The sequence below is a fragment of the Streptomyces sp. F63 genome (assembly GCF_018070345.1).
Classification (GTDB): Bacteria; Actinomycetota; Actinomycetes; order Streptomycetales; family Streptomycetaceae; genus Streptomyces.
Genome location: NZ_JAGPXX010000013.1, coordinates 76,083 through 94,227 on the forward strand (window position 1 = coordinate 76,083; position 18,145 = coordinate 94,227).

General features: G+C 73.7%; 13 protein-coding genes. 10 read left to right on the plus strand and 3 right to left on the minus strand.

Annotated elements, in window-relative coordinates; all coding sequences use genetic code 11:
• Positions 1-48: 48 nt before the first annotated feature.
• Positions 49-1,650 carry an oxidoreductase gene (locus KBZ10_RS15850; protein ID WP_210988286.1) on the minus strand — a complete coding sequence of 534 codons (1,602 nt, stop codon included), beginning with the start codon at positions 1,648-1,650 and terminating at the stop codon, positions 49-51.
• 165 nt (positions 1,651-1,815) lie between these two features.
• Between KBZ10_RS15850 and hisD the strand changes: the two genes are divergently transcribed.
• The 8 genes from hisD to hisF all read left to right on the plus strand — a co-directional run bounded on the left by hisD (position 1,816) and on the right by hisF (position 8,029).
• A complete protein-coding gene (gene hisD, locus KBZ10_RS15855) occupies positions 1,816-3,153 on the plus strand; it encodes a histidinol dehydrogenase (RefSeq protein ID WP_210988287.1) in 1,338 nt (445 codons plus the stop codon).
• A complete protein-coding gene (locus KBZ10_RS15860; protein WP_210988288.1) occupies positions 3,150-4,319 on the plus strand; it encodes a histidinol-phosphate transaminase in 1,170 nt (389 codons plus the stop codon). Before hisD ends, KBZ10_RS15860 begins: the two co-directional genes overlap by 4 nt.
• On the plus strand, positions 4,316-4,909 hold the full coding sequence (gene hisB, locus KBZ10_RS15865; protein ID WP_210988289.1) for an imidazoleglycerol-phosphate dehydratase HisB: 594 nt from the start codon (positions 4,316-4,318) through the stop codon (positions 4,907-4,909). Before KBZ10_RS15860 ends, hisB begins: the two co-directional genes overlap by 4 nt.
• Complete coding sequence (locus tag KBZ10_RS15870; RefSeq protein ID WP_210988290.1) at positions 4,906-5,073, plus strand: hypothetical protein; 168 nt, start codon at positions 4,906-4,908, stop codon at positions 5,071-5,073. Before hisB ends, KBZ10_RS15870 begins: the two co-directional genes overlap by 4 nt.
• On the plus strand, positions 5,070-5,762 hold the full coding sequence (gene hisH / locus KBZ10_RS15875) for an imidazole glycerol phosphate synthase subunit HisH (protein ID WP_210988291.1): 693 nt from the start codon (positions 5,070-5,072) through the stop codon (positions 5,760-5,762). Before KBZ10_RS15870 ends, hisH begins: the two co-directional genes overlap by 4 nt.
• Positions 5,763-5,886: 124 nt before the next feature.
• A complete protein-coding gene (priA, locus tag KBZ10_RS15880; protein WP_210988292.1) occupies positions 5,887-6,615 on the plus strand; it encodes a bifunctional 1-(5-phosphoribosyl)-5-((5-phosphoribosylamino)methylideneamino)imidazole-4-carboxamide isomerase/phosphoribosylanthranilate isomerase PriA in 729 nt (242 codons plus the stop codon).
• A 114-nt stretch (positions 6,616-6,729) separates the two neighbouring features.
• The gene (locus tag KBZ10_RS15885; protein ID WP_210988293.1) at positions 6,730-7,197 is read left to right on the plus strand and encodes a RidA family protein; all 468 of its coding nucleotides are present in this window, start codon (positions 6,730-6,732) and stop codon (positions 7,195-7,197) included.
• A 61-nt stretch (positions 7,198-7,258) separates the two neighbouring features.
• Positions 7,259-8,029 carry an imidazole glycerol phosphate synthase subunit HisF gene (gene hisF / locus KBZ10_RS15890; protein WP_210988294.1) on the plus strand — a complete coding sequence of 257 codons (771 nt, stop codon included), beginning with the start codon at positions 7,259-7,261 and terminating at the stop codon, positions 8,027-8,029.
• Positions 8,030-8,417: 388 nt separating this feature from the next.
• On the opposite strand, the gene KBZ10_RS15895 is transcribed toward hisF, so the two are convergent.
• Positions 8,418-9,608, minus strand: a complete 1,191-nt coding sequence (locus KBZ10_RS15895; protein WP_210988295.1) for a DUF4157 domain-containing protein — start codon at positions 9,606-9,608, stop codon at positions 8,418-8,420.
• Positions 9,609-9,837: 229 nt separating this feature from the next.
• On the opposite strand from KBZ10_RS15895, the gene KBZ10_RS15900 reads away from it, so the two are divergent.
• The gene (locus KBZ10_RS15900) at positions 9,838-10,209 is read left to right on the plus strand and encodes a hypothetical protein (RefSeq protein WP_210988296.1); all 372 of its coding nucleotides are present in this window, start codon (positions 9,838-9,840) and stop codon (positions 10,207-10,209) included.
• A gap of 82 nt (positions 10,210-10,291) precedes the next feature.
• Here KBZ10_RS15900 and KBZ10_RS15905 read toward each other — a convergent pair whose 3' ends face one another.
• A complete protein-coding gene (locus KBZ10_RS15905) occupies positions 10,292-12,976 on the minus strand; it encodes a toll/interleukin-1 receptor domain-containing protein (protein WP_210988297.1) in 2,685 nt (894 codons plus the stop codon).
• Positions 12,977-13,623: 647 nt separating this feature from the next.
• On the opposite strand from KBZ10_RS15905, the gene pglW reads away from it, so the two are divergent.
• Positions 13,624-18,105, plus strand: a complete 4,482-nt coding sequence (gene pglW, locus KBZ10_RS15910; RefSeq protein WP_210988298.1) for a BREX system serine/threonine kinase PglW — start codon at positions 13,624-13,626, stop codon at positions 18,103-18,105.
• Positions 18,106-18,145 lie beyond the last annotated feature (40 nt).

Here is an 18,145-nt window from a genome sequence, read left to right on the forward strand (position 1 = left end):
ACCAGTAAAAAAACGGGGTTCTCCGCTGCCCGGTGGCGCGGCGGCCGGTCAGTTGCGCCGCAGAAGACGCGAGGCGCCGGCCGCGACGGTCGTGGCGAGCACCCAGCCGAGCAGGATCATCACCACCGACGCCCACTGGTGGAAACCCGTCATCCTCCAGGCCGTGTCCTGGCCCAGATTGATGACCGGCAGCAGCAGGTCCAGGGTGTAGAGCCAGGGGTCCCAGTTCGGAGCGCCCTCGTCACTGATCGCCGGCGGCCTGATCCGGGAGAACAGCAGCGCACCGGCCGCCCAGAGGAAGCCCATCCACACCGCCGCGCGGCCCGGCCGGTACCCGTAGGCCACGGTCCAGTCCTGCAGGAAGCCCCACAGCTTCCCGGCCACCGGCAGGGTTTCCCGCCGCCGCCGCTGCTTGGCGAGCAGCACCTCGCGGGCGTGGGCGTCCTCGCCGCTCGTCCGCAGGGCGTTCGACAACTGCTCGTACGGTTCGGGGGCGTACTCGGGGGTGGCGGCCGCGACCCACTCCAGCCGCATCGACAGCGGGAACCGGCCGCGCGGGATCAGGCACTCGTAGCTGAACCCCGCCATCGACAGGCCGCCCGGGCCCGGCCAGCTCGACGCCTGGTCCACCAGGTTGACCACCTTGGCGCCCGACAGCGTCACCCGCCCGCGGTGCGGGCGCTCGCACAGGAAGCGCAGCTCCGGCGTCTGGATGCGGCGCATGGACAGCTCCTGGTCGGCTTCCATGAGGAAGCGGGCCTGTTCGAAGTCCACGGCGTCACCGAAGCGCCCGTCGTCCAGGCGCACCCCGCCCACGCACTCGAAGCGCTGGACGCGCATGCCGCTTCCGGGTGTGTTGACGACTCCGTACGGCGGTGTGGTGCCGGTGGCGAACGGCGAGCTGCTGAGCCCGGCGGCCGTGAGGTAGAGCGTGCGCTCGACGGTGAGCTGGGGGGCGTTGAGCGCGCGCCGCCCGTGCGGATTGCGCAGCTTGCTGCCGCGCAGGCTGAGCGAGACCCCGATCTGCGCGCCGCGGAGGCTCAGTTCGCCGTGCGACTCGATCAGTTCGGCCTGGATGTCCTGGCCGACGTTGATCCCGTCGGCGACGATCGAGCGGCCGCGGCGGTCGCGCTCCACGGTGAGCTGGTTGAGCAGCAGATCGGTGCCGATCTGGGCGTCGGTGAGGCGGATGCCGTGGGGCACGGTGCAGCCCGGCAGATGCAGGTCGCCCTCGGTCTGCACCCGCGCGGCCTCCAGCCGGGGTATCCGGCAGCCCACCAGTCGCAGCGTGGTGAAACGGGCCTCCGGCAGCAGGACCTCCTTCTCGAAACGGCAGCCGTGCATCTCGACGTACGGGTCGACGGTGCCGCCGGCCAGATCCAGGACGCCGGTGACGTAGGCCCCGTTCAGCTTGAGCGCGGTGACCCGGCCCGGCTGCGGCGGCGGGCCGTCGAGCAGTAACAGCGCCAGCACGCGGGCGCGCACCGAGCGTTCGGGCCCCCAGCGGTGCTGCCCGTCCGGATCGTCGTGCAGCGGGTTCCTGCTGCGCAGGTCGTGCGTGCTGCCGTTGCGGAACGCCTGCCACATCCCCCATTCCGCGGGGGTCAGTTCGAGAGATGCCGGCGGTTCGCCGTCCCCTGGCACGGTCACTCGCCCGTCCTCCTCCGTCGTGTACGGCCGTCCCGGCCCGTACAGGTGTCCCATGCCCGCTGGGTAACCGTATGAAAGCCGATGGTCACGAGTGACTCCGGGGTCCCGTATCAGCGAGTGATACGGGTACCCGGCCCGCGTGCCGGGTCTGCGACACTTGACCTCGTGATCTCCCGAATCGATCTGCGCGGCGACGCCCTCCCCGAGGGGGCCGCCCTGCGCGACCTGCTGCCACGAGCCGAGTTCGACGTCGAGGCCGCCCTGGAGAAGGTGCGGCCGATCTGTGACGACGTGCGCCATCGGGGCTCGGCCGCGGTGATCGACTTCAACCGGCGGTTCGACGGTGTCACCCCCGACCGGACCAGAGTCCCCGCCGAGGCCCTCGCCCGGGCCCTGGAGGAGCTGGACCCGGCCGTCCGCGCCGCGCTGGAGGAGTCGATCCGCCGCGCCCGGCTCGTCCACCGCGACCAGCGCCGCACCGACCACACCACGCAGGTGGTGCCGGGCGGCACCGTCACCGAGCGCTGGGTGCCCGTCGAGCGCGTCGGCCTGTACGTGCCGGGCGGCCTCGCCGTCTACCCGTCATCCGTTGTGATGAATGTGGTGCCCGCGCAGGAGGCCGGTGTCGAGGGCATCGCCGTCAGCTCCCCGCCGCAGGCGGCCTTCGGCGGCCTGCCGCACCCGACGATCCTCGCCGCCTGCGCCCTGCTGGGCGTGACGGAGGTGCACGCCGCGGGCGGCGCCCAGGCCATCGCCATGTTCGCCTACGGCACCGACGAGTGCCTGCCCGTGCAGCTCGTCACCGGCCCCGGCAACATCTACGTCGCCGCGGCGAAGCGGCTGCTCAAGGGCCGGATCGGCATCGACGCCGAGGCCGGGCCGACCGAGATCGCCGTCCTCGCCGACGCCGGTGCCGACCCGGTGCACGTCGCCGCCGACCTGATCAGCCAGGCCGAGCACGACACCCTCGCCGCCTCCGTCCTCGTCACCGACTCCCCGGAGCTGGCCGAGGCCGTGGAGGCCGAGCTGAAGACGCAGGTCGCCGCGACGAAGCACGTGGAGCGCGTCACCGCGGCCCTGGCCGGCCGGCAGTCCGCCATCGTGCTCGTCGACGGCATGGCGGAGGGCCTGCGCGTGGTCGACGCCTACGCCGCCGAACACCTGGAGATCCAGACGGCGGACGCGGCGGCCCTCGCCGCCCGGGTCCGCAACGCCGGTGCGATCTTCGTCGGCCCGTACGCCCCGGTCTCGCTCGGCGACTACAGCGCCGGCTCCAACCACGTGCTGCCCACCGGCGGCTGCGCCTGCCACTCCTCGGGGCTGTCGGTGCAGTCCTTCCTGCGCGGCATCCACGTCGTCGACTACACCCGCGAGGCGCTCGCGGAGGTCGCCCACCACGTGGTCACCCTCGCCGGGGCGGAGGACCTGCCGGCGCACGGGGCCGCGATCACGGCCCGCTTCCCCGGCGGGCCGGGGGCGGACGGAGGGCCCGGGAGCACGTGAGCGCGAACCCCCCGGCCCCCTGGGACGCCCTGCCCATCCGGGACGAGCTGCGCGGCCAGTCCGCCTACGGCGCCCCGCAGCTCGACGTGCCCGTCCGGCTCAACACCAACGAGAACCCGTATCCGCTGCCCGAGCCGGTGGTGCGGCGCATCGCCGAGCGCGTCACCGAGGCGGCCCGCACCCTCAACCGCTACCCGGACCGGGACGCGGCCGAGCTGCGCACCGAGCTGGCGCGGTACCTCACCCGCACCTGCGGGCACGAGGTCACGCGCGAGCAGGTGTGGGCGGCCAACGGCTCCAACGAGGTGCTGCAGCAGCTGCTGCAGGCCTTCGGCGGTCCCGGCCGCACCGCCATCGGCTTCGAGCCGTCCTACTCGATGCACGCCCTGCTCGCGCGCGGCACCGGCACCGGCTGGATCTCCGGACCCCGCCGCGCCGACTTCCGCATCGACGTGGCGGGCGCCCGCGCGGCCATCGCCGAGCACCGCCCCGACGTCGTCTTCATCACCTCCCCGAACAACCCGACCGGCACCGCCGTCGAGGCGGAGACCGTCCTCGCCCTGTACGAGGCGGCACAGGCGGCGAAGCCCTCGCTGGTCGTCGTCGACGAGGCGTACGGCGAGTTCAGCCACCGTCCCTCGCTGCTGCCGCTGATCGAGGGCCGGCCGCTGCTGGTGATCAGCCGCACCATGTCGAAGGCCTTCGGCGCGGCCGGGCTCCGGCTCGGCTACCTCGCCGCCGACCCGGCCGTCGTGGGCGCCGTCCAGCTCGTGCGGCTGCCGTACCACCTCTCGGCCGTCACCCAGGCCACCGCGCTCGCCGCGCTGGAACACACCGACACGCTGCTGGGTTACGTGGAACAGCTGAAGTCGGAACGGGACCGCCTGGTCACGGAGTTGCGCGCGATCGGCTGCGAAGTGACCGACTCGGACGCCAACTTCGTCCAGTTCGGCCGCTTCGACGACGCCCACAAAACCTGGCGGGCCCTGCTGGAGCAGGGCGTCCTGGTCCGCGACAACGGCGTGCCCGGATGGCTGCGCGTCACCGCCGGCACCCCGGCCGAGAACGACGCCTTCCTCGACGCGGTCCGCGCCGTACCGCACCGCCCGGGAACCGCACCAGACCCCCGGAGCACCGGGAACCCCACCAAGGAGACGAACCGATGACCCGCGTGGGCCGCGTGGAGCGCACCACCAAGGAGACCAGCGTCCTCGTCGAGATCGACCTGGACGGCACCGGCAGGGCCGAGGTGTCGACCGGCGTCGGCTTCTACGACCACATGCTCGACCAGCTCGGCCGGCACGGCCTCTTCGACCTCACGGTGAAGACCGAGGGCGACCTGCACATCGACAGCCACCACACCATCGAGGACACCGCGCTGGCGCTCGGCGCCGCCTTCCGGCAGGCCCTCGGCGACAAGGTCGGCATTTACCGCTTCGGCAACTGCACCGTCCCGCTGGACGAGTCGCTCGCCCAGGTCACCGTCGACCTCTCCGGCCGCCCCTACCTCGTGCACAGCGAGCCGGAGAACATGGCGCCGATGATCGGCGCGTACGACACCACGATGACCCGGCACATCCTGGAGTCCTTCGTGGCCCAGGCACAGATCGCCCTGCACGTCCACGTGCCCTACGGGCGCAACGCGCACCACATCGTGGAGTGCCAGTTCAAGGCGCTGGCCCGCGCCCTGCGCTACGCCAGCGAGCGCGACCCGCGCGCCGCCGGCATCCTCCCCTCCACGAAGGGCGCGCTGTGACCTGGCTGTCGACCCTGCTGATCGTCGTGGGGCTGTTCCTGCTCGGCGGAGTGATCTCCTTCGTCCGGCAGGGACTGCCCAAGGGCGTGATCGTGCTGCTGGCCATCGGCTCCGCGATGGCCCTGGCGGCGGGCATCATGCGGCTGGAGGGAGTGTGGGAATGACCGGCACCGGCACCGCGACCGGCACGGCCACGGCCACGGGTACGGGCACGGGCACCGGCAAGAAGGTCGTCGTCTTCGACTACGGCTTCGGCAACGTCCGCTCCGCGGAGCGCGCCCTCGCCCGGGCCGGCGCCGATGTCGAGATCACCCGCGACTACGACCGCGCCATGAACGCCGACGGACTGCTCGTCCCCGGCGTCGGCGCCTTCGCCGCCTGTATGCGGGGGCTCAAGGAGGCGCGCGGCGACTGGGTCGTCGGCCGCCGGCTGGCCGGCGGACGCCCCGTCCTGGGCATCTGCGTCGGCATGCAGATCCTCTTCGCCCGCGGCATCGAGCACGGCGTCGAGACCGAGGGCCTGGACGAGTGGCCGGGCACCGTCGGCCCGCTGCGCGCCCCCGTCGTGCCGCACATGGGCTGGAACACCGTGCAGGCGGCCGAGGGCTCGCAGGCCTTCGCCGGCCTGGACGAGGACACCCGCTTCTACTTCGTCCACTCCTACGCCGTCGGCCAGTGGGACTTCGAGGCCGGCAACGCCTCCATCCGCCCGCCCAGGGTCAGCTGGACCACGCACGGGGAGCCGTTCGTGGCCGCCGTGGAGAACGGCCCGCTGTGGGCCACCCAGTTCCACCCGGAGAAGTCCGGCGACGCCGGCGCCCGGCTGCTGCGCAACTGGATCGACACCCTTTGATCCCGGTGCCGGCACCGCGCGGCGGCCCTCCGCCGTGTGGCGGCACCGGGGCACCGGAACCGGCCGTGTCCACCCCACCGTCCCCCTCCACCCGTCCGCCCCGACACCGAAGGCACGCCACGCCATGACCACGCACCGCCTCGAACTCCTCCCGGCCGTCGACGTCCGCGACGGCCAGGCCGTCCGCCTCGTCCACGGCGAGTCCGGCTCCGAGACGTCCTACGGCGACCCGCTCTCCGCCGCCCTCGCCTGGCAGAAGGCGGGCGCGGAGTGGCTGCATCTGGTGGACCTCGACGCGGCCTTCGGCACCGGCGACAACCGCGAGAAGATCGCCGAGGTCGCCCGCTCCATGGACATCAAGGTCGAGCTGTCCGGCGGCATCCGCGACGACGCCACCCTGGCCGCCGCCCTCGCCACCGGCTGCACCCGCGTCAACCTCGGCACCGCCGCCCTGGAGACCCCCGAGTGGGTCGCCAAAGTGATCGCCGAGCACGGCGACCGCATCGCCGTCGGCCTCGACGTCCGCGGCACCACCCTCCGCGGCCGCGGCTGGACCCGCGACGGCGGCGACCTCTACGAGACCCTGGCCCGGCTCGACTCCGAGGGCTGCGCCCGCTACGTCGTCACCGACATCGCCAAGGACGGCACCCTCCAGGGCCCCAACCTGGAGCTGCTGCGGAACGTCTGTGCGGCCACCGACAAGCCCGTCGTCGCCTCCGGCGGCGTCTCCTCCCTGGACGACCTGCGGGCCATCGCGGCCCTGGTGCCGGAGGGTGTCGAGGGCGCCATCGTGGGCAAGGCCCTCTACGCCAAGGCGTTCACCCTGGAGGAGGCGCTCGCCGCGGTGGCGTGAGCGGTGACCGGCCGCGGCGCGTACCGCCGCGTCCGTCCGTCCGCCGCTCGTCCGCCCGTTCGTCCGATGCCGTCACCCGCCCCGCCCCACCGAAGCTGCGAGGAGCAGGAACCGATGCCGACCCCCGGATCCGGACCGTCCGACTCCGCCCCGTCCGTACAGCGCGTGCAGACCGACAGCCCCTGGGAGGAGACGATTGGTTTCGCGCGGGCCGTCGCGGCGGGGGACCGGGTGCTGGTCTCCGGCACCATGCCGCTCGTCGCGGGCGATCTGGTCGGCGAGGGCGACCCCTACGAGCAGGCGCGGACGGCCTTCCGCAACGCGCTCGACGCGCTGGCGCGGTTCGGCCTCGGCGCCGGCGCCGTGATCCGCACCCGCATGTATCTGACCCACGCGCGCGACGTGGAGGCCGTCGGGCGCGCCCACCGGGAGATCTTCGGCGCCGTGCGCCCGGCCGCGACCCTCGTCGTGGTCTCGGGTTTCGTCGACTCCCGGGTGCTCGTCGAAGTGGAGCTGGAGGCGTTCCGCGGCGACGACCGCTCCGGGCCCGCCGGCGCCGCCGCCTCCGCCGCCCCCGCGTAACACGTTCCCGCGGAGAACCATCCCGCACCGACACCGAACAACGAAGAGGAGACCGAGCGACATGACCCTGGCGGTCCGAGTCATCCCCTGCCTGGACGTGGACGCCGGCCGGGTCGTGAAGGGCGTCAACTTCCGGAACCTGCGCGACGCGGGCGACCCCGTCGAGATGGCCAAGCTGTACGACGCCGAGGGCGCCGACGAGTTGACCTTCCTCGACATCACCGCCTCCTCCGGCGACCGCGAGACCACCTACGACGTGGTCCGGCGGACCGCCGAGCAGGTCTTCATCCCGCTCACCGTCGGCGGCGGCGTCCGCTCCACGGAGGACGTCGACAAGCTGCTGCGCGCCGGGGCGGACAAGGTCGGCGTCAACACCGCGGCCATCGCCCGCCCCGAGCTGATCCGGGAGATCTCCGAGCGCTTCGGCAGCCAGGTGCTCGTCCTCTCCGTCGACGCCCGCCGCTGCCCGGAGGGCACCACCACCGCCTCCGGCTACGAGGTCACCACCCACGGCGGGCGGCGCGGCACCGGCATCGACGCCGTCGCATGGGCCCACCGGGCGGCCGAGCTGGGCGCCGGGGAGATCCTGCTCAACTCGATGGACGCCGACGGCACCAAGGACGGCTACGACACCGAGATGATCAAGGCGGTGCGCGCCGAGGTCACCATCCCGGTGATCGCCTCCGGCGGCGCGGGCAAGCTGTCCGACTTCGCCCCGGCGGTCGCCGCCGGCGCGGACGCGGTCCTGGCCGCCTCGGTCTTCCACTTCGGCGACCTCCGCATCGGCGAGGTCAAGCAGGCCCTGCGGGAGGCCGGCCACCCGGTCCGCTGAGCGGGCGGCGGGCCGGCGCACCGGCCCGGCCGTACCGGCCCGGGTGGGGACTGCGGCGCGGGACGAGGGCACCCGGAACGGAGCCGCAGTGGGCTTGCGGCCCGGCGGCCGTCGCCGCCGGCCGCCGGATGCGGTCGTGGCCCGGGCCCCGGGAGCCCGGCCGCTCGATCACTGCGGCCGGGGAGCCGGACCGGCGGCGGGCCGGCGGCGGGCCGCGGGGCGCGGGGCCCGGCCGTCACCGGTGCGCGACCGCGCACCCGCTGGGGACGGGGTGCCGGGAGTGCCGGGTCCGGTTCCCGGCGCCGGTGATCCCGCGGGGTGAGGTGTCGCCTGTGCCCCGGCACGGCGGGAGAGCCGGCCGCGTCATGCCGTCCGCCCCGGCAAGCCCTCAGGAGGCGTTCGCCGTGCGTCCCGACTGCTGTCCGCGGGTCCGGTCCACCAGATGGAGCACCGTGAGCGGCGCGGAGGGAAGCGCGGTCCAGCCGTCCTCGGACGAGCTGCCCCTGGACAGGTACTTCGCGGCGATGGAGACGACCACCAGCGCCTGCTTGTAGCTGAAGCCCTCGGCGATACCGGGCCGCGTGGTGAACTCCGGCAGCTGACCGCCGTAACCGATCTGGGACTGGCTCGCGGCCCGGTCCGGAGCGGTGGTGCTCGCGCTGGCGGACCCGCCGCCCGCGCTGCCGTTCGCCTCCATGGCCTCGGCCCGTGCCAGGGACGTGCCGCGCCAGAGGATCACCTGCTGGTCGGACTGCTGCTCCACCAGACTCGCCACCGTGGATTCGGGCGTGGGCTGCGGCAGCTGGGACTCGAACCGGGTGCTGAAGTTGTCGTCGTCCGAGTCGTAGTTGTCGCTGTCCGGGTCGCGTTCCGTCGGCCCGGTGGCATGCCGGGCGAGCTGTACGGCGGTTCCGGCGGCGGCCGGGGCCTCCCGGGCGTCCACCTCCGGCGCGCGCTGGACGCCGGGGAGCGGAGCCGACATCACCCGCGCCGCGTTGGCCTCGGCGGCCCGCTCGAACCGGTCGCCCGGGTCGCTCACCCGCACCCCGCCGGGCCCGGCCGTGCCGTCCACCGCTCCCGAACGCTGCTGGATCACATGGGTCAGTTCGTGCGCGAGGGTGTGCGGATCGGCGCCGTCCGGGCCGATGGCGATGTCGTTGCCCGAAGTCCACGCCCTGGCGCCCAGTTCGGCCACCGACCGCTGGGCCACGGTGTCGGTGTGCACCCGGACGTCGGAGAAGTCGGCGCCCAGCCGGGCCTCCATCTCGGTGCGCACCGGCTCGTCCAGCGGCCGCCCCGCCGAACGCAGCACGTCGTGCACCGGAGACCGCTGCACCCCGGGTTGCCCGGCCCCGTGGCCGCAGCCGGCGCCGTGCTGGTGCCGTTCCCGTTCGGTGAGGTGCCCGGCCTGACGGAGCATCTGCACGACGCCCGCGTTCCCGGCGCTGCGCTGCAGGGCCGCGATCGCCTGCGGGGACGTGCTCCCGGCTGCGGGCAGCCCTTCCCCGGCCGTCCGTCCCGGCGGGGCCGGTACGCGCCGTGCACGGGGGTTCTTCTCCGGCTGCTTCTTCGCGTGCATGGCGTGACCTCTCGCTCGGCTTCCCCCTTCTCTACCCGCGCGGCAACCGGCCGGGAAAGGCCTGAACGGACAGCCCCGGGTACACGATCACCTGCCCGAACGGCACAGCCGCCAGGAGCGGGCCCCGCACGCGGTCGCCTCCGGCAGGGGGTGATGCCGGGGCCGGCGGACCGGGGGAGCCGCACGCGGGGGAACCGCGGGACCGCGCCCGCGATGACACAGTGGACCGATGACCGGTGGAGAGCAGGCTTGGCACGGCAGCCCGCAGCGCTACGCGGAAGCGTTCCTGCGGGCCGCCGCGCCCGCCCTGGAGAGCTTCCCGGTCTGCCGGGGCGCGCGACTGGAGTCACTGGACATCGAGTACCTGACGGAGGACGGGGACGAGGAGGGCGTCATCCGCGCCGTCTGCGCGGTGGCCGCTGTCACCTTCCGCGGCCGCCGCTTCTCCTACCGCCGGGGCATCTGGCCCCCGGCCCACCCGGCGCCCACCAGCGCCGTCATCTATGCGACGGTCCTGGAAGAGCGACTGCTGACCGGTCCCCGTCCGCCGCTCGCGCCGGGCGGGACGGACGATGCCACGGAGCCGCCGGCCGACCGGTGAGGGCGGGATTCCTCCCGCGGGCGAGTCCTTGCCGTGGTCCCGTCCCGCCGCGGAGGCCGGGAGCCCGGGCGGCGGCTCCGCTTCACCCGGGACAGGGGTCGGGCACCTCGATACCGTCCAGATAGCGCGCCGCCTGACCGGCGGACAGGTCACCGCCGGAGAGACCGCACAAGGTTGCCCGCCAGTTCTCCGGCGACACGTTCCACAGGCCCACGTGCCCGTTCGGGCGGAGGGTGGCCACACGGGTGCCACCGCTGGTGAGGGCCAGATGCGTGGGCTGAGTCCGTGCGCCGGAGGCCTGCGGCTCCGGCCAGGAACCGAGGAGGCCTCCCGTGGAGAGGTCCCACAGCAGCAGCTGGTTGTGCCGCTGTTCCGCGTTCGCCCCCTGCCTGATGCTGTCGGTGTGCTGCACGACGACGCCCTGCTCGTGCAGGATCTCGAAGGCGCTCATGCCGCTCACCGTATTGCCGCCCTCCAGCGGCAGAGACCGGCCGGGCGCAGACCGCCGGATGACCTCTCCTTGGTCTGCCGTATCACCGACGACGACGTACTCGCCGTTCGCGCTGACCGCCAATTGGCTCACCGCTCGCTGCGTCGGCGTCTCCCACACGCGTTCCGGTGCGTCGTCTCCGTCGTGCCGCCAGACGGTCACGGCGCCTCCGCGCGTCTGCCCCCGCGCTCTCTCGGCGACCGCGAAGTAGCTCCCGTTCACAGCCGTCACCGGTACGACCGGGCCCCGGGACAGCACGCGTTCCCCGTCCGCCCAGACGACCAACGCCGAAACGCCACCCCCGTTCCCGTCACCGAAGAGGTCCAGCCCGGTGACGACGCGGAACCCTCCGGTCGCGGCGGTCAGCGCACGGGCGGCGGTCACCGGGCCGTCACCGGCCGACCGCTCGGTGACGGGTTTCAGCGAGTCGGTTTCCCTGACCGTCACGGTGCCATCCGCCAGTAGGGAGAAACGCCCGCCGTCCCCACTGAACGACATGTCCTGCGCGGCTCGCCGGTAGGCGGCGAGCCTGGTGTGCCGCCGGGTGTCCCACATCTCGACACCCCCGGACTGCCGCACGAGCAGCCGGCTGCCGTCCGGACTGGCGAGGAGCGATGTGTCGCGCGAGGCGGGCACGGCGTCCGTGGCCGTGATCCCGGCAGCCAGGTCCGTGAGCCGGGCGCTGCGCAGCAGCGAGGCCTGGACCACGTCGCCGGTGTCACCGCTGGACAGGACGACCGAGCCGTCGGTGTCGATCTCGATGTCCGCCACGGAATTGGAGTGCCGGCCCAGCGGGAAGGCGACCGACAGGTCGGCCGGCAGACCGATCACATCCCCGTCGCTGTTTCCGGCGGCGATCCACTTCCCGTCTCCGGACACGGCCACGGCCGTCCACCCGACATCCGCGTCCAAGCGCCTGGAGCCGAGCGACCGTCCTGTGCGGGTGTCGAACAGGCGCAGCTCGCCGCCGTCGCAGACGGTCGCGAGGCGGTCGGTGCGGCTGCTGAAGCCGACGGGTCGCCAGGCGGTTCCGTCCTTGTCCTGTTCCGGAAGGGCACACCTCTTCGGCAGGTCCGGCGTCGACGCGGCAGGGCTCTCCTCGTCCGCGCCCCCGGCCGGGGCGCGGCCCGACGTGCGCAGCCTGCCGGACGGCAACTCGTACTCGGCAGTCCGCCGGGTCGTGGGGTCGCTGACGGTGAGGGTCCGGCCGGACGCGTCGAAGACGGCCGAGCCCGTCAGCCGGCCGCCCGTGTGCCCGACATCGGACGGCAGGGCCACGATCCGGCGCCGCCGCTGCGTGTCCCACACGAGCACATCGTTCGTGCCCTGATGCAGAAGTGCGGCTCTGCGGCCGTCGGGGCTCAGGGTGAGGTTCTTGACCGTGGCTCCACCGATCTCGCCGCGCCCCGGGAACTGCTGGTAGGCGTCCCGGACGAAAGCAGTGATGCGGCTGTTCGCCTGGATCAGCCGCATCAGCTGGCTCTTGGCCTCCGGGGTGGCATCGGCCGCGTAGGCGTAGAGCCCCAGCCGCACGGCCAGTCGCGGGTCGTCGTCCATCCGGTCCTGGGAGGCCGCGCCCAGCGCTCGTGACAGCGCGCGCCGGGCCTGCGCCTGGGCTTCGTCCCGCTGCTTCAGGGCCACGACCGCCGCGCTCGCCGCGAGGACACTGAGCACGGCCAGACCGGCCAGCAAGGACCTGCGTACCCGCACGGCCCGCCGGTGCAGCCGAAGGTCCTCGCTGACCAGCTCCGACTTCGTGCACCCGCGAAGGGGCGCCGCCAGCGTCGCCACGGCGTCCTGGAATTCGGCGTTGCGCATCCGGAGTTCGTCGGCCGCGAATTCCCGCATGTCCACCCAGAGAGGTTCCTCGGTGAACCACCCCTCCACCTCGGCGCGGGGCAGCGCGGTAGTGGCGGCCCAATCGAAGTCGCCGTCCTCCGGATTCCAGCGCAACTCCCCGCCGGCCAGCACCAGGAGCACCTGTGCCGCCGGCTTGTGCCGGCGCCACAAGGCCATCTCCTCCCGGACCCAGCGCGAACGGGCGGAGGCCGGAGAGGCCACCAGGAGGAAGTGCTCACTGGCGAGGAGAGCGTCCTTGATCGAGCCTTTGAGGCTGGCGCTCGCCGAGAGGTCGTGCGCATCCCGGAACACCTGCACGGCGCGCAGCTGGTACCAGGGTTTCGCCAGTCTGTGCAGGCCGCGGTGCAGTGCCTGTGCCAACGGCTCATTCCCCTGCTTGCTGTACGAGAGGAAGGCGTCGAACCTCGTATCGGTCACCTCGTCAGTACCCCCGCTGATCGGCCGAGTTGACTCACGGGACTATAGAGGCCAGGAGTCTGCCGGACGTCGCGGTCACACCATCCCATCGCCCGGCCGCGACTTCGTACAGCCCTCGGTGGTGCAGTGATGAGCACGCCGGTGTCGTGGGCGCTTCGACGTATCCGATGGCAGCAGCGGCTGCGTGACGTGGAGATGCAGGTCATGCCGTTGCAGCAGGGGGACCACTCCGGCTTCGAAGGCCCAGTACTTCGCCGAGACCGTGGAGTACCGCCGGGAACGTGTGTCCGGCCGCTCGGCCAAGAGCCGTTGCCGGGCAAGCCGTGCGGCGTCAACGGAGCCGGCGGCCGGCCGGGTCCTTCCGCGGCCGTCCACCGTGAACAGCCGCCGGGCGGGGGCAAGCTGCTCGCGAACGATGGCGCGGTCCGGCCCCCGGGACCATGCCGCTGAAGGCGCCGCACGGGCGCCGGAACACCGTCGGACGTATCACTGCTGTGCGCCCCGGCCGTGCCCGTTCCCCGGCACACCGGGCCGGGACACCCGTTGCCTCCTCGACCGGCACGCCGGAGCGGCGGAACGCGATAGCCTCGACCGGGGCTTCTCGTGCCCCGTGAACGGGTCGGAAGCCGGCGGGGAGGCCAGGGGACGTGACACCAGCGGGAGGGGCGCCGGCGCCCAGTCCGGGCCCGCCGAAGCCTGCCCGGCAGTGGTTCCAGGAGCGGCCCTCCCCCTACCCCTGGGAGCAGGACGCGCTCGACCACGTGCGGCGGCTCATGCCGGCGGCCGAGCCCTACCGGGCGTGGGCCACCTTCTCCTTCACGGCCCGCTCGGGCCGGGTCAACGAGTGCGATCTGCTGATCGCCGTCCCCGCCGGCCTCTTCCTCGTCGAGATCAAGAGCCACCCCGGGGAGCTCCGCAACACCGGCTCCACCTGGAGCTTCCGCGGCACCGACCGCACCAGGACCATCAACAATCCGCTCCACTTCAACGACATGAAGTCGAAGGAGCTGCGGAGTCAGCTCCGCTGGGCGGCGCGCAAGCTCGGCATCCCCGAGGGCACCGTGCCCCGGATCGAGCCCGCCGTGTTCCTCTCCGCGCCCGGCCTCGTGAGCCACCTCGACGAGATCCAGCGCATCCGGGTCTACGGGCGCGACGACGGCGCGAGCGGCCTGGCCCGCATCTGGCAGGACCTCCTCGGCCTGCCCCCCGACCGGCCGGACCGGCGCATCACCCCCCAGTTCTCCCGGCACGTCCTCCCGGAGCTGCTCCGGACCATCGGCATCCGGCAGTCCACCGGCCATCTGCGGTTCGGCGACGCCTGGAAGATGCGCCCGCATCCGCTGGACGCCGGCGCCTCCTGGGAGGACCGCCTCGCCGTGCGCGACGACGGCCTCGTCCAGGAGGAGGGCCGGGTCCGGATCTACCTGGTCAGCCAGGCGGCGACCGACGCGGACCGGAGGTCCACGGAACGCGCGGCCCGGCGTGAGTACCAGGTGCTGCAGGGCATCAGCCACCGCGGCATCGTCGACGCCGTCGAGTTCCGCGAACACGAGGCCGGCCCCGCGATCCTCTTCCGCCACCGGCACACCGATCTGCGACTCGACCACTATCTCGACACCTACGGGGACAAACTCACCCCCGAGATCCGGCTCGACCTCGTCCGGCAGCTCGCCGAGGCCGTCCGCCACGCCCACAGCCGTTCCCTCTACCACCGGGCCCTGGCCGCCCGCTCGGTTTACGTCTCCTTCCGCGGCGAGGGAGCCGCCCCCGAACTCCGCATCACGGACTGGCAGACCGCGGCCCGCGACTTCGACTCCAACGCCACCTTCTTCCGCTCGATCGGCGGCTCCGCCCTGGACGCGGCGCTGATCGAGGACGCGGCCCTCGTCTACCTCGCACCGGAGACGGAGCAGCCGTACCCCGACCCGGCGGACCTCGACATTTTCGGTCTGGGCACCGTCGCCCACCTCATCCTGACCGGCCGGCCCCCGGCCCCCCAGCGCAGCGTCCTCAACGAACGGCTGCGCACCGAATCCGGCCTCCACCTCCACGCGGTGGCCGACGGCATCTCCGAGGACCTCGACGAGCTGGTGTTCCGGGCCACCCGCCCCGACGCCGACGACCGGCTGAGCTCCGCCGAGGCCTTCCTCGACCTGCTCGACCGCGCCGAGCGGGCGGCCGTCCTGCCCGACTCCCCGGCCGCCGCGGCCGTCGACCCCCTGGAAGCCGTACCCGGTCAGGCACTTGACGCCGAATGGTCGGTGCGCCGCGTCCTCGGCACCGGCGCCACGGCACGGGCCCTGCTCGTCGAGCGGGCCGCCGAGGACGAGGACGGCACTGTCCGGATCGACGAGCACGTCTTCAAGGTCGCCCTCGACGAGGAGAAGGGCGACCGGCTGCGCGCGGAGGAGCGCGCCCTGAAACTGGCCGGCGGCGGAGCGGTCGTCCAGCTCCGCGGCGAGGGGCTGCGCGAGGTCGGCGGGCGCACCGTCCTGGAGCTGGAGTACGCGGGCGAGCAGTCGCTCGGCGCCCGGCTCCGCGAGAAGGGGCAGCTCACCTACCACGAGCTGGAACGCTTCGGAGAAGACCTCTTCCACGCCCTGGACCAGCTCGCCGCCCACGGCCTGCGCCACCGCGACATCAAGCCCGACAACTTCGGCATCCAGCGGCGCAAGGACCGCACCTGGCAGCTCAAGCTGTTCGACTTCTCCCTGACCGACGCCTCCGACCGGGACGTCAAGGCCGGCACCCGCGGCTATCTCGACCCGTTCCTCGGCTCGGTGCGCCGTACCCACTTCGACGACCACGCCGAGCGCTACGCCGCCGCCGTCACCCTGCACGAGATGGCGAGCGGGGAGCGGCCGCTGTGGGGGAGCGGGCAGACCGACCCGCTCACCAACGAGTCGGCCGAACTCCACATCGCCACCGAGCTGTTCGAGCCCGCCCTGCGCGAGGGGCTGACGGCCTTCTTCCGGCGGGCCCTGCACCGCGACACCGAGCGGCGCTTCGACACGCTGCGGCAGATGAGGGACGCCTGGCAGGAGGTGTTCCGGGCCGCGGACGCCACCCGGCCCACCACCACCCCGTCCACCGTCGGCACGGAGGCGGAGGACGCGGAGGAGGCCCGGGAGCGCGCGGCCGCCGCCGCCGACGCCGCGACGCTGCTGGAGGCCGCCGGGCTCACGCCGCGCGCGGTCTCGGTCGCCAACGGCCTGGGCGCCACGACGGTCGGCGAACTGCTGGACGTCCAGCCCTACACGATCTCCAAGGCGCGGGGGGCGGGCGCCCTCGTCCGCAAGGAGCTCAACCGCCGCCGCAAGCAGTGGGTGGCGGCGCTGCGCGGCACACCGGAGCGGAAGGCGCCGGGCGCGCTCCCGGCCACCGCCCCGGACGCGGCCGGGCCGTCCGGCGGTGAGGCGGCCGACCGCATCCTGCCGGTCGACGAGATGGCGGACCTCCTCACCCCCGAACCGGGCCGGAAGGGCTCCCACCGCGCGGATGTCGTCCGGCTCACGCTGGGACTGCCTCCCGACGACGGCGGGCTCTCACCGCTCGGTCCCTGGCCGGTGCAGGCCCGGATCGCCGAGCACCTGTCCATCCGGCAGCCACCGGTCTCCCGTCACCACCGCAACGAGATCAAGCGGTGGGCCGAGGCGGAATGGCTGACGCCCGTCCGCGGCGAACTGGCCGAACTGCTGGCGAACCGGGGCCGGATGATGACCGCCGCCGAGGCGGCGGCCGAACTGCGCGCACGGCACGGGGCCGGGGACGACACCCCGGAACGCATCCTCGCCCGCGCCCTGGCCGTGGTCCGTGCCGCCGTGGAGGCGGAGACCCGCGAGGAGGAAGGCCACGAACCCCGGCTCGCCGTCCACCGGCGCGGGGACACCGTGCTCCTCGCCTCCGAGTCCCTGCCCGGCACCGACGACCCGAGCCCGCGCGAGCTGGCCGACTACGCGGGAGCACTCGGCACGGCCGCCGAGAGGCTCGCGGCGCGGGAGCCGCTGCCCGGCCCCGCCGAGGTGGTCCGAGAACTGCGTGCCGTACCGGTCCCCGACGGGCTGGCGCCCCTCGCCGACACCCGTCTGGTGGAGCTGGCCGCGGCCGTCGCACCCGAGGTCGGGGTCACGCCGCGCCTGGAGCTGTATCCGCGGGACCTCGGACTGGAGCGCGCCCTGCGCGTCTCGCAGACGGGAGCCGGGGTGCGGGCCGGCCGGGGCATCACCGCGGCCGAGCTGGTGACACGGATCCGGGCCCGCTTCCCCGACCTCCGCGCGGTCTCCGGGGCCGCCGAGCCCACCCCGGTCGAGCTGGAGGACGCCCTGCGCGCGGCCCGGTTCGACCTCGCCTACGACGAGGACGCCGAGCGCTTCTTCCCGCCCGCCGTCCCCCCGCCGGCCTCCGGCACCTCCACCGGGGCCGCCACCAGCCTCGTACCCCCGCCCCGCGCCGCTGTTCGCAAGGAGCCGGAAGCGCAGGACACCGTCCTCGACCGGCTCACGGCGGGCGTCCGGCTCGGCGGCTTCCTGGCCCTCACCGTCCGGGCCGCCCGGCTGCCCGGCACGGCCGAGGCGGTGGCCGCCGCCTTCCCGGTGCTCCCCGTCGACCTGGGCGCCCTGTTCCTCGCCGAGTTCAAGGGCCTGGTGGCGGAGAAGGGACAGAGCTGGCAGACGGTGCTCCGCGCGGACGGTGCCTCCGCCCCGGGCCGCGTCAAGCCCGGTCTGGCCACCTTCGTCCGCGCCGTCTGGCAGCGCGTCGGCGAGCAGCTGACCGACCGGTCCGCCGCACCCCGCACGGTCCTCTTCCTGTACGACGCCGGCCTGATCGCCCGGTACTGGGACGAGGGCGGCCACGCCTTCCTCACCGGCCTCCAGCACGCCGCCCGCCGCCCCGACGAGGCACCGCACGGCCTGTGGCTGCTGTGCCCGGTGGAGTCCCGGGTCCAGATCCCGCACCTGGACGGCCGGACCGTCGAGGTGATCGGCGGAGACGGCGAACAGGTCTACCTCAACGGGGAGTTCCTGGGGGCGCTGACCGGCGGCGAGGACCCGGAAGCGGCCGGGAGCCGCCGCCGCACCGAACTGGTCCGCGCGGTGGGGCAGCGGGCCCAACGCCCGGAGAAGGAATGAGAGGACACCGGAATGAAGCCGACCTCGGTGATCAGCGGTA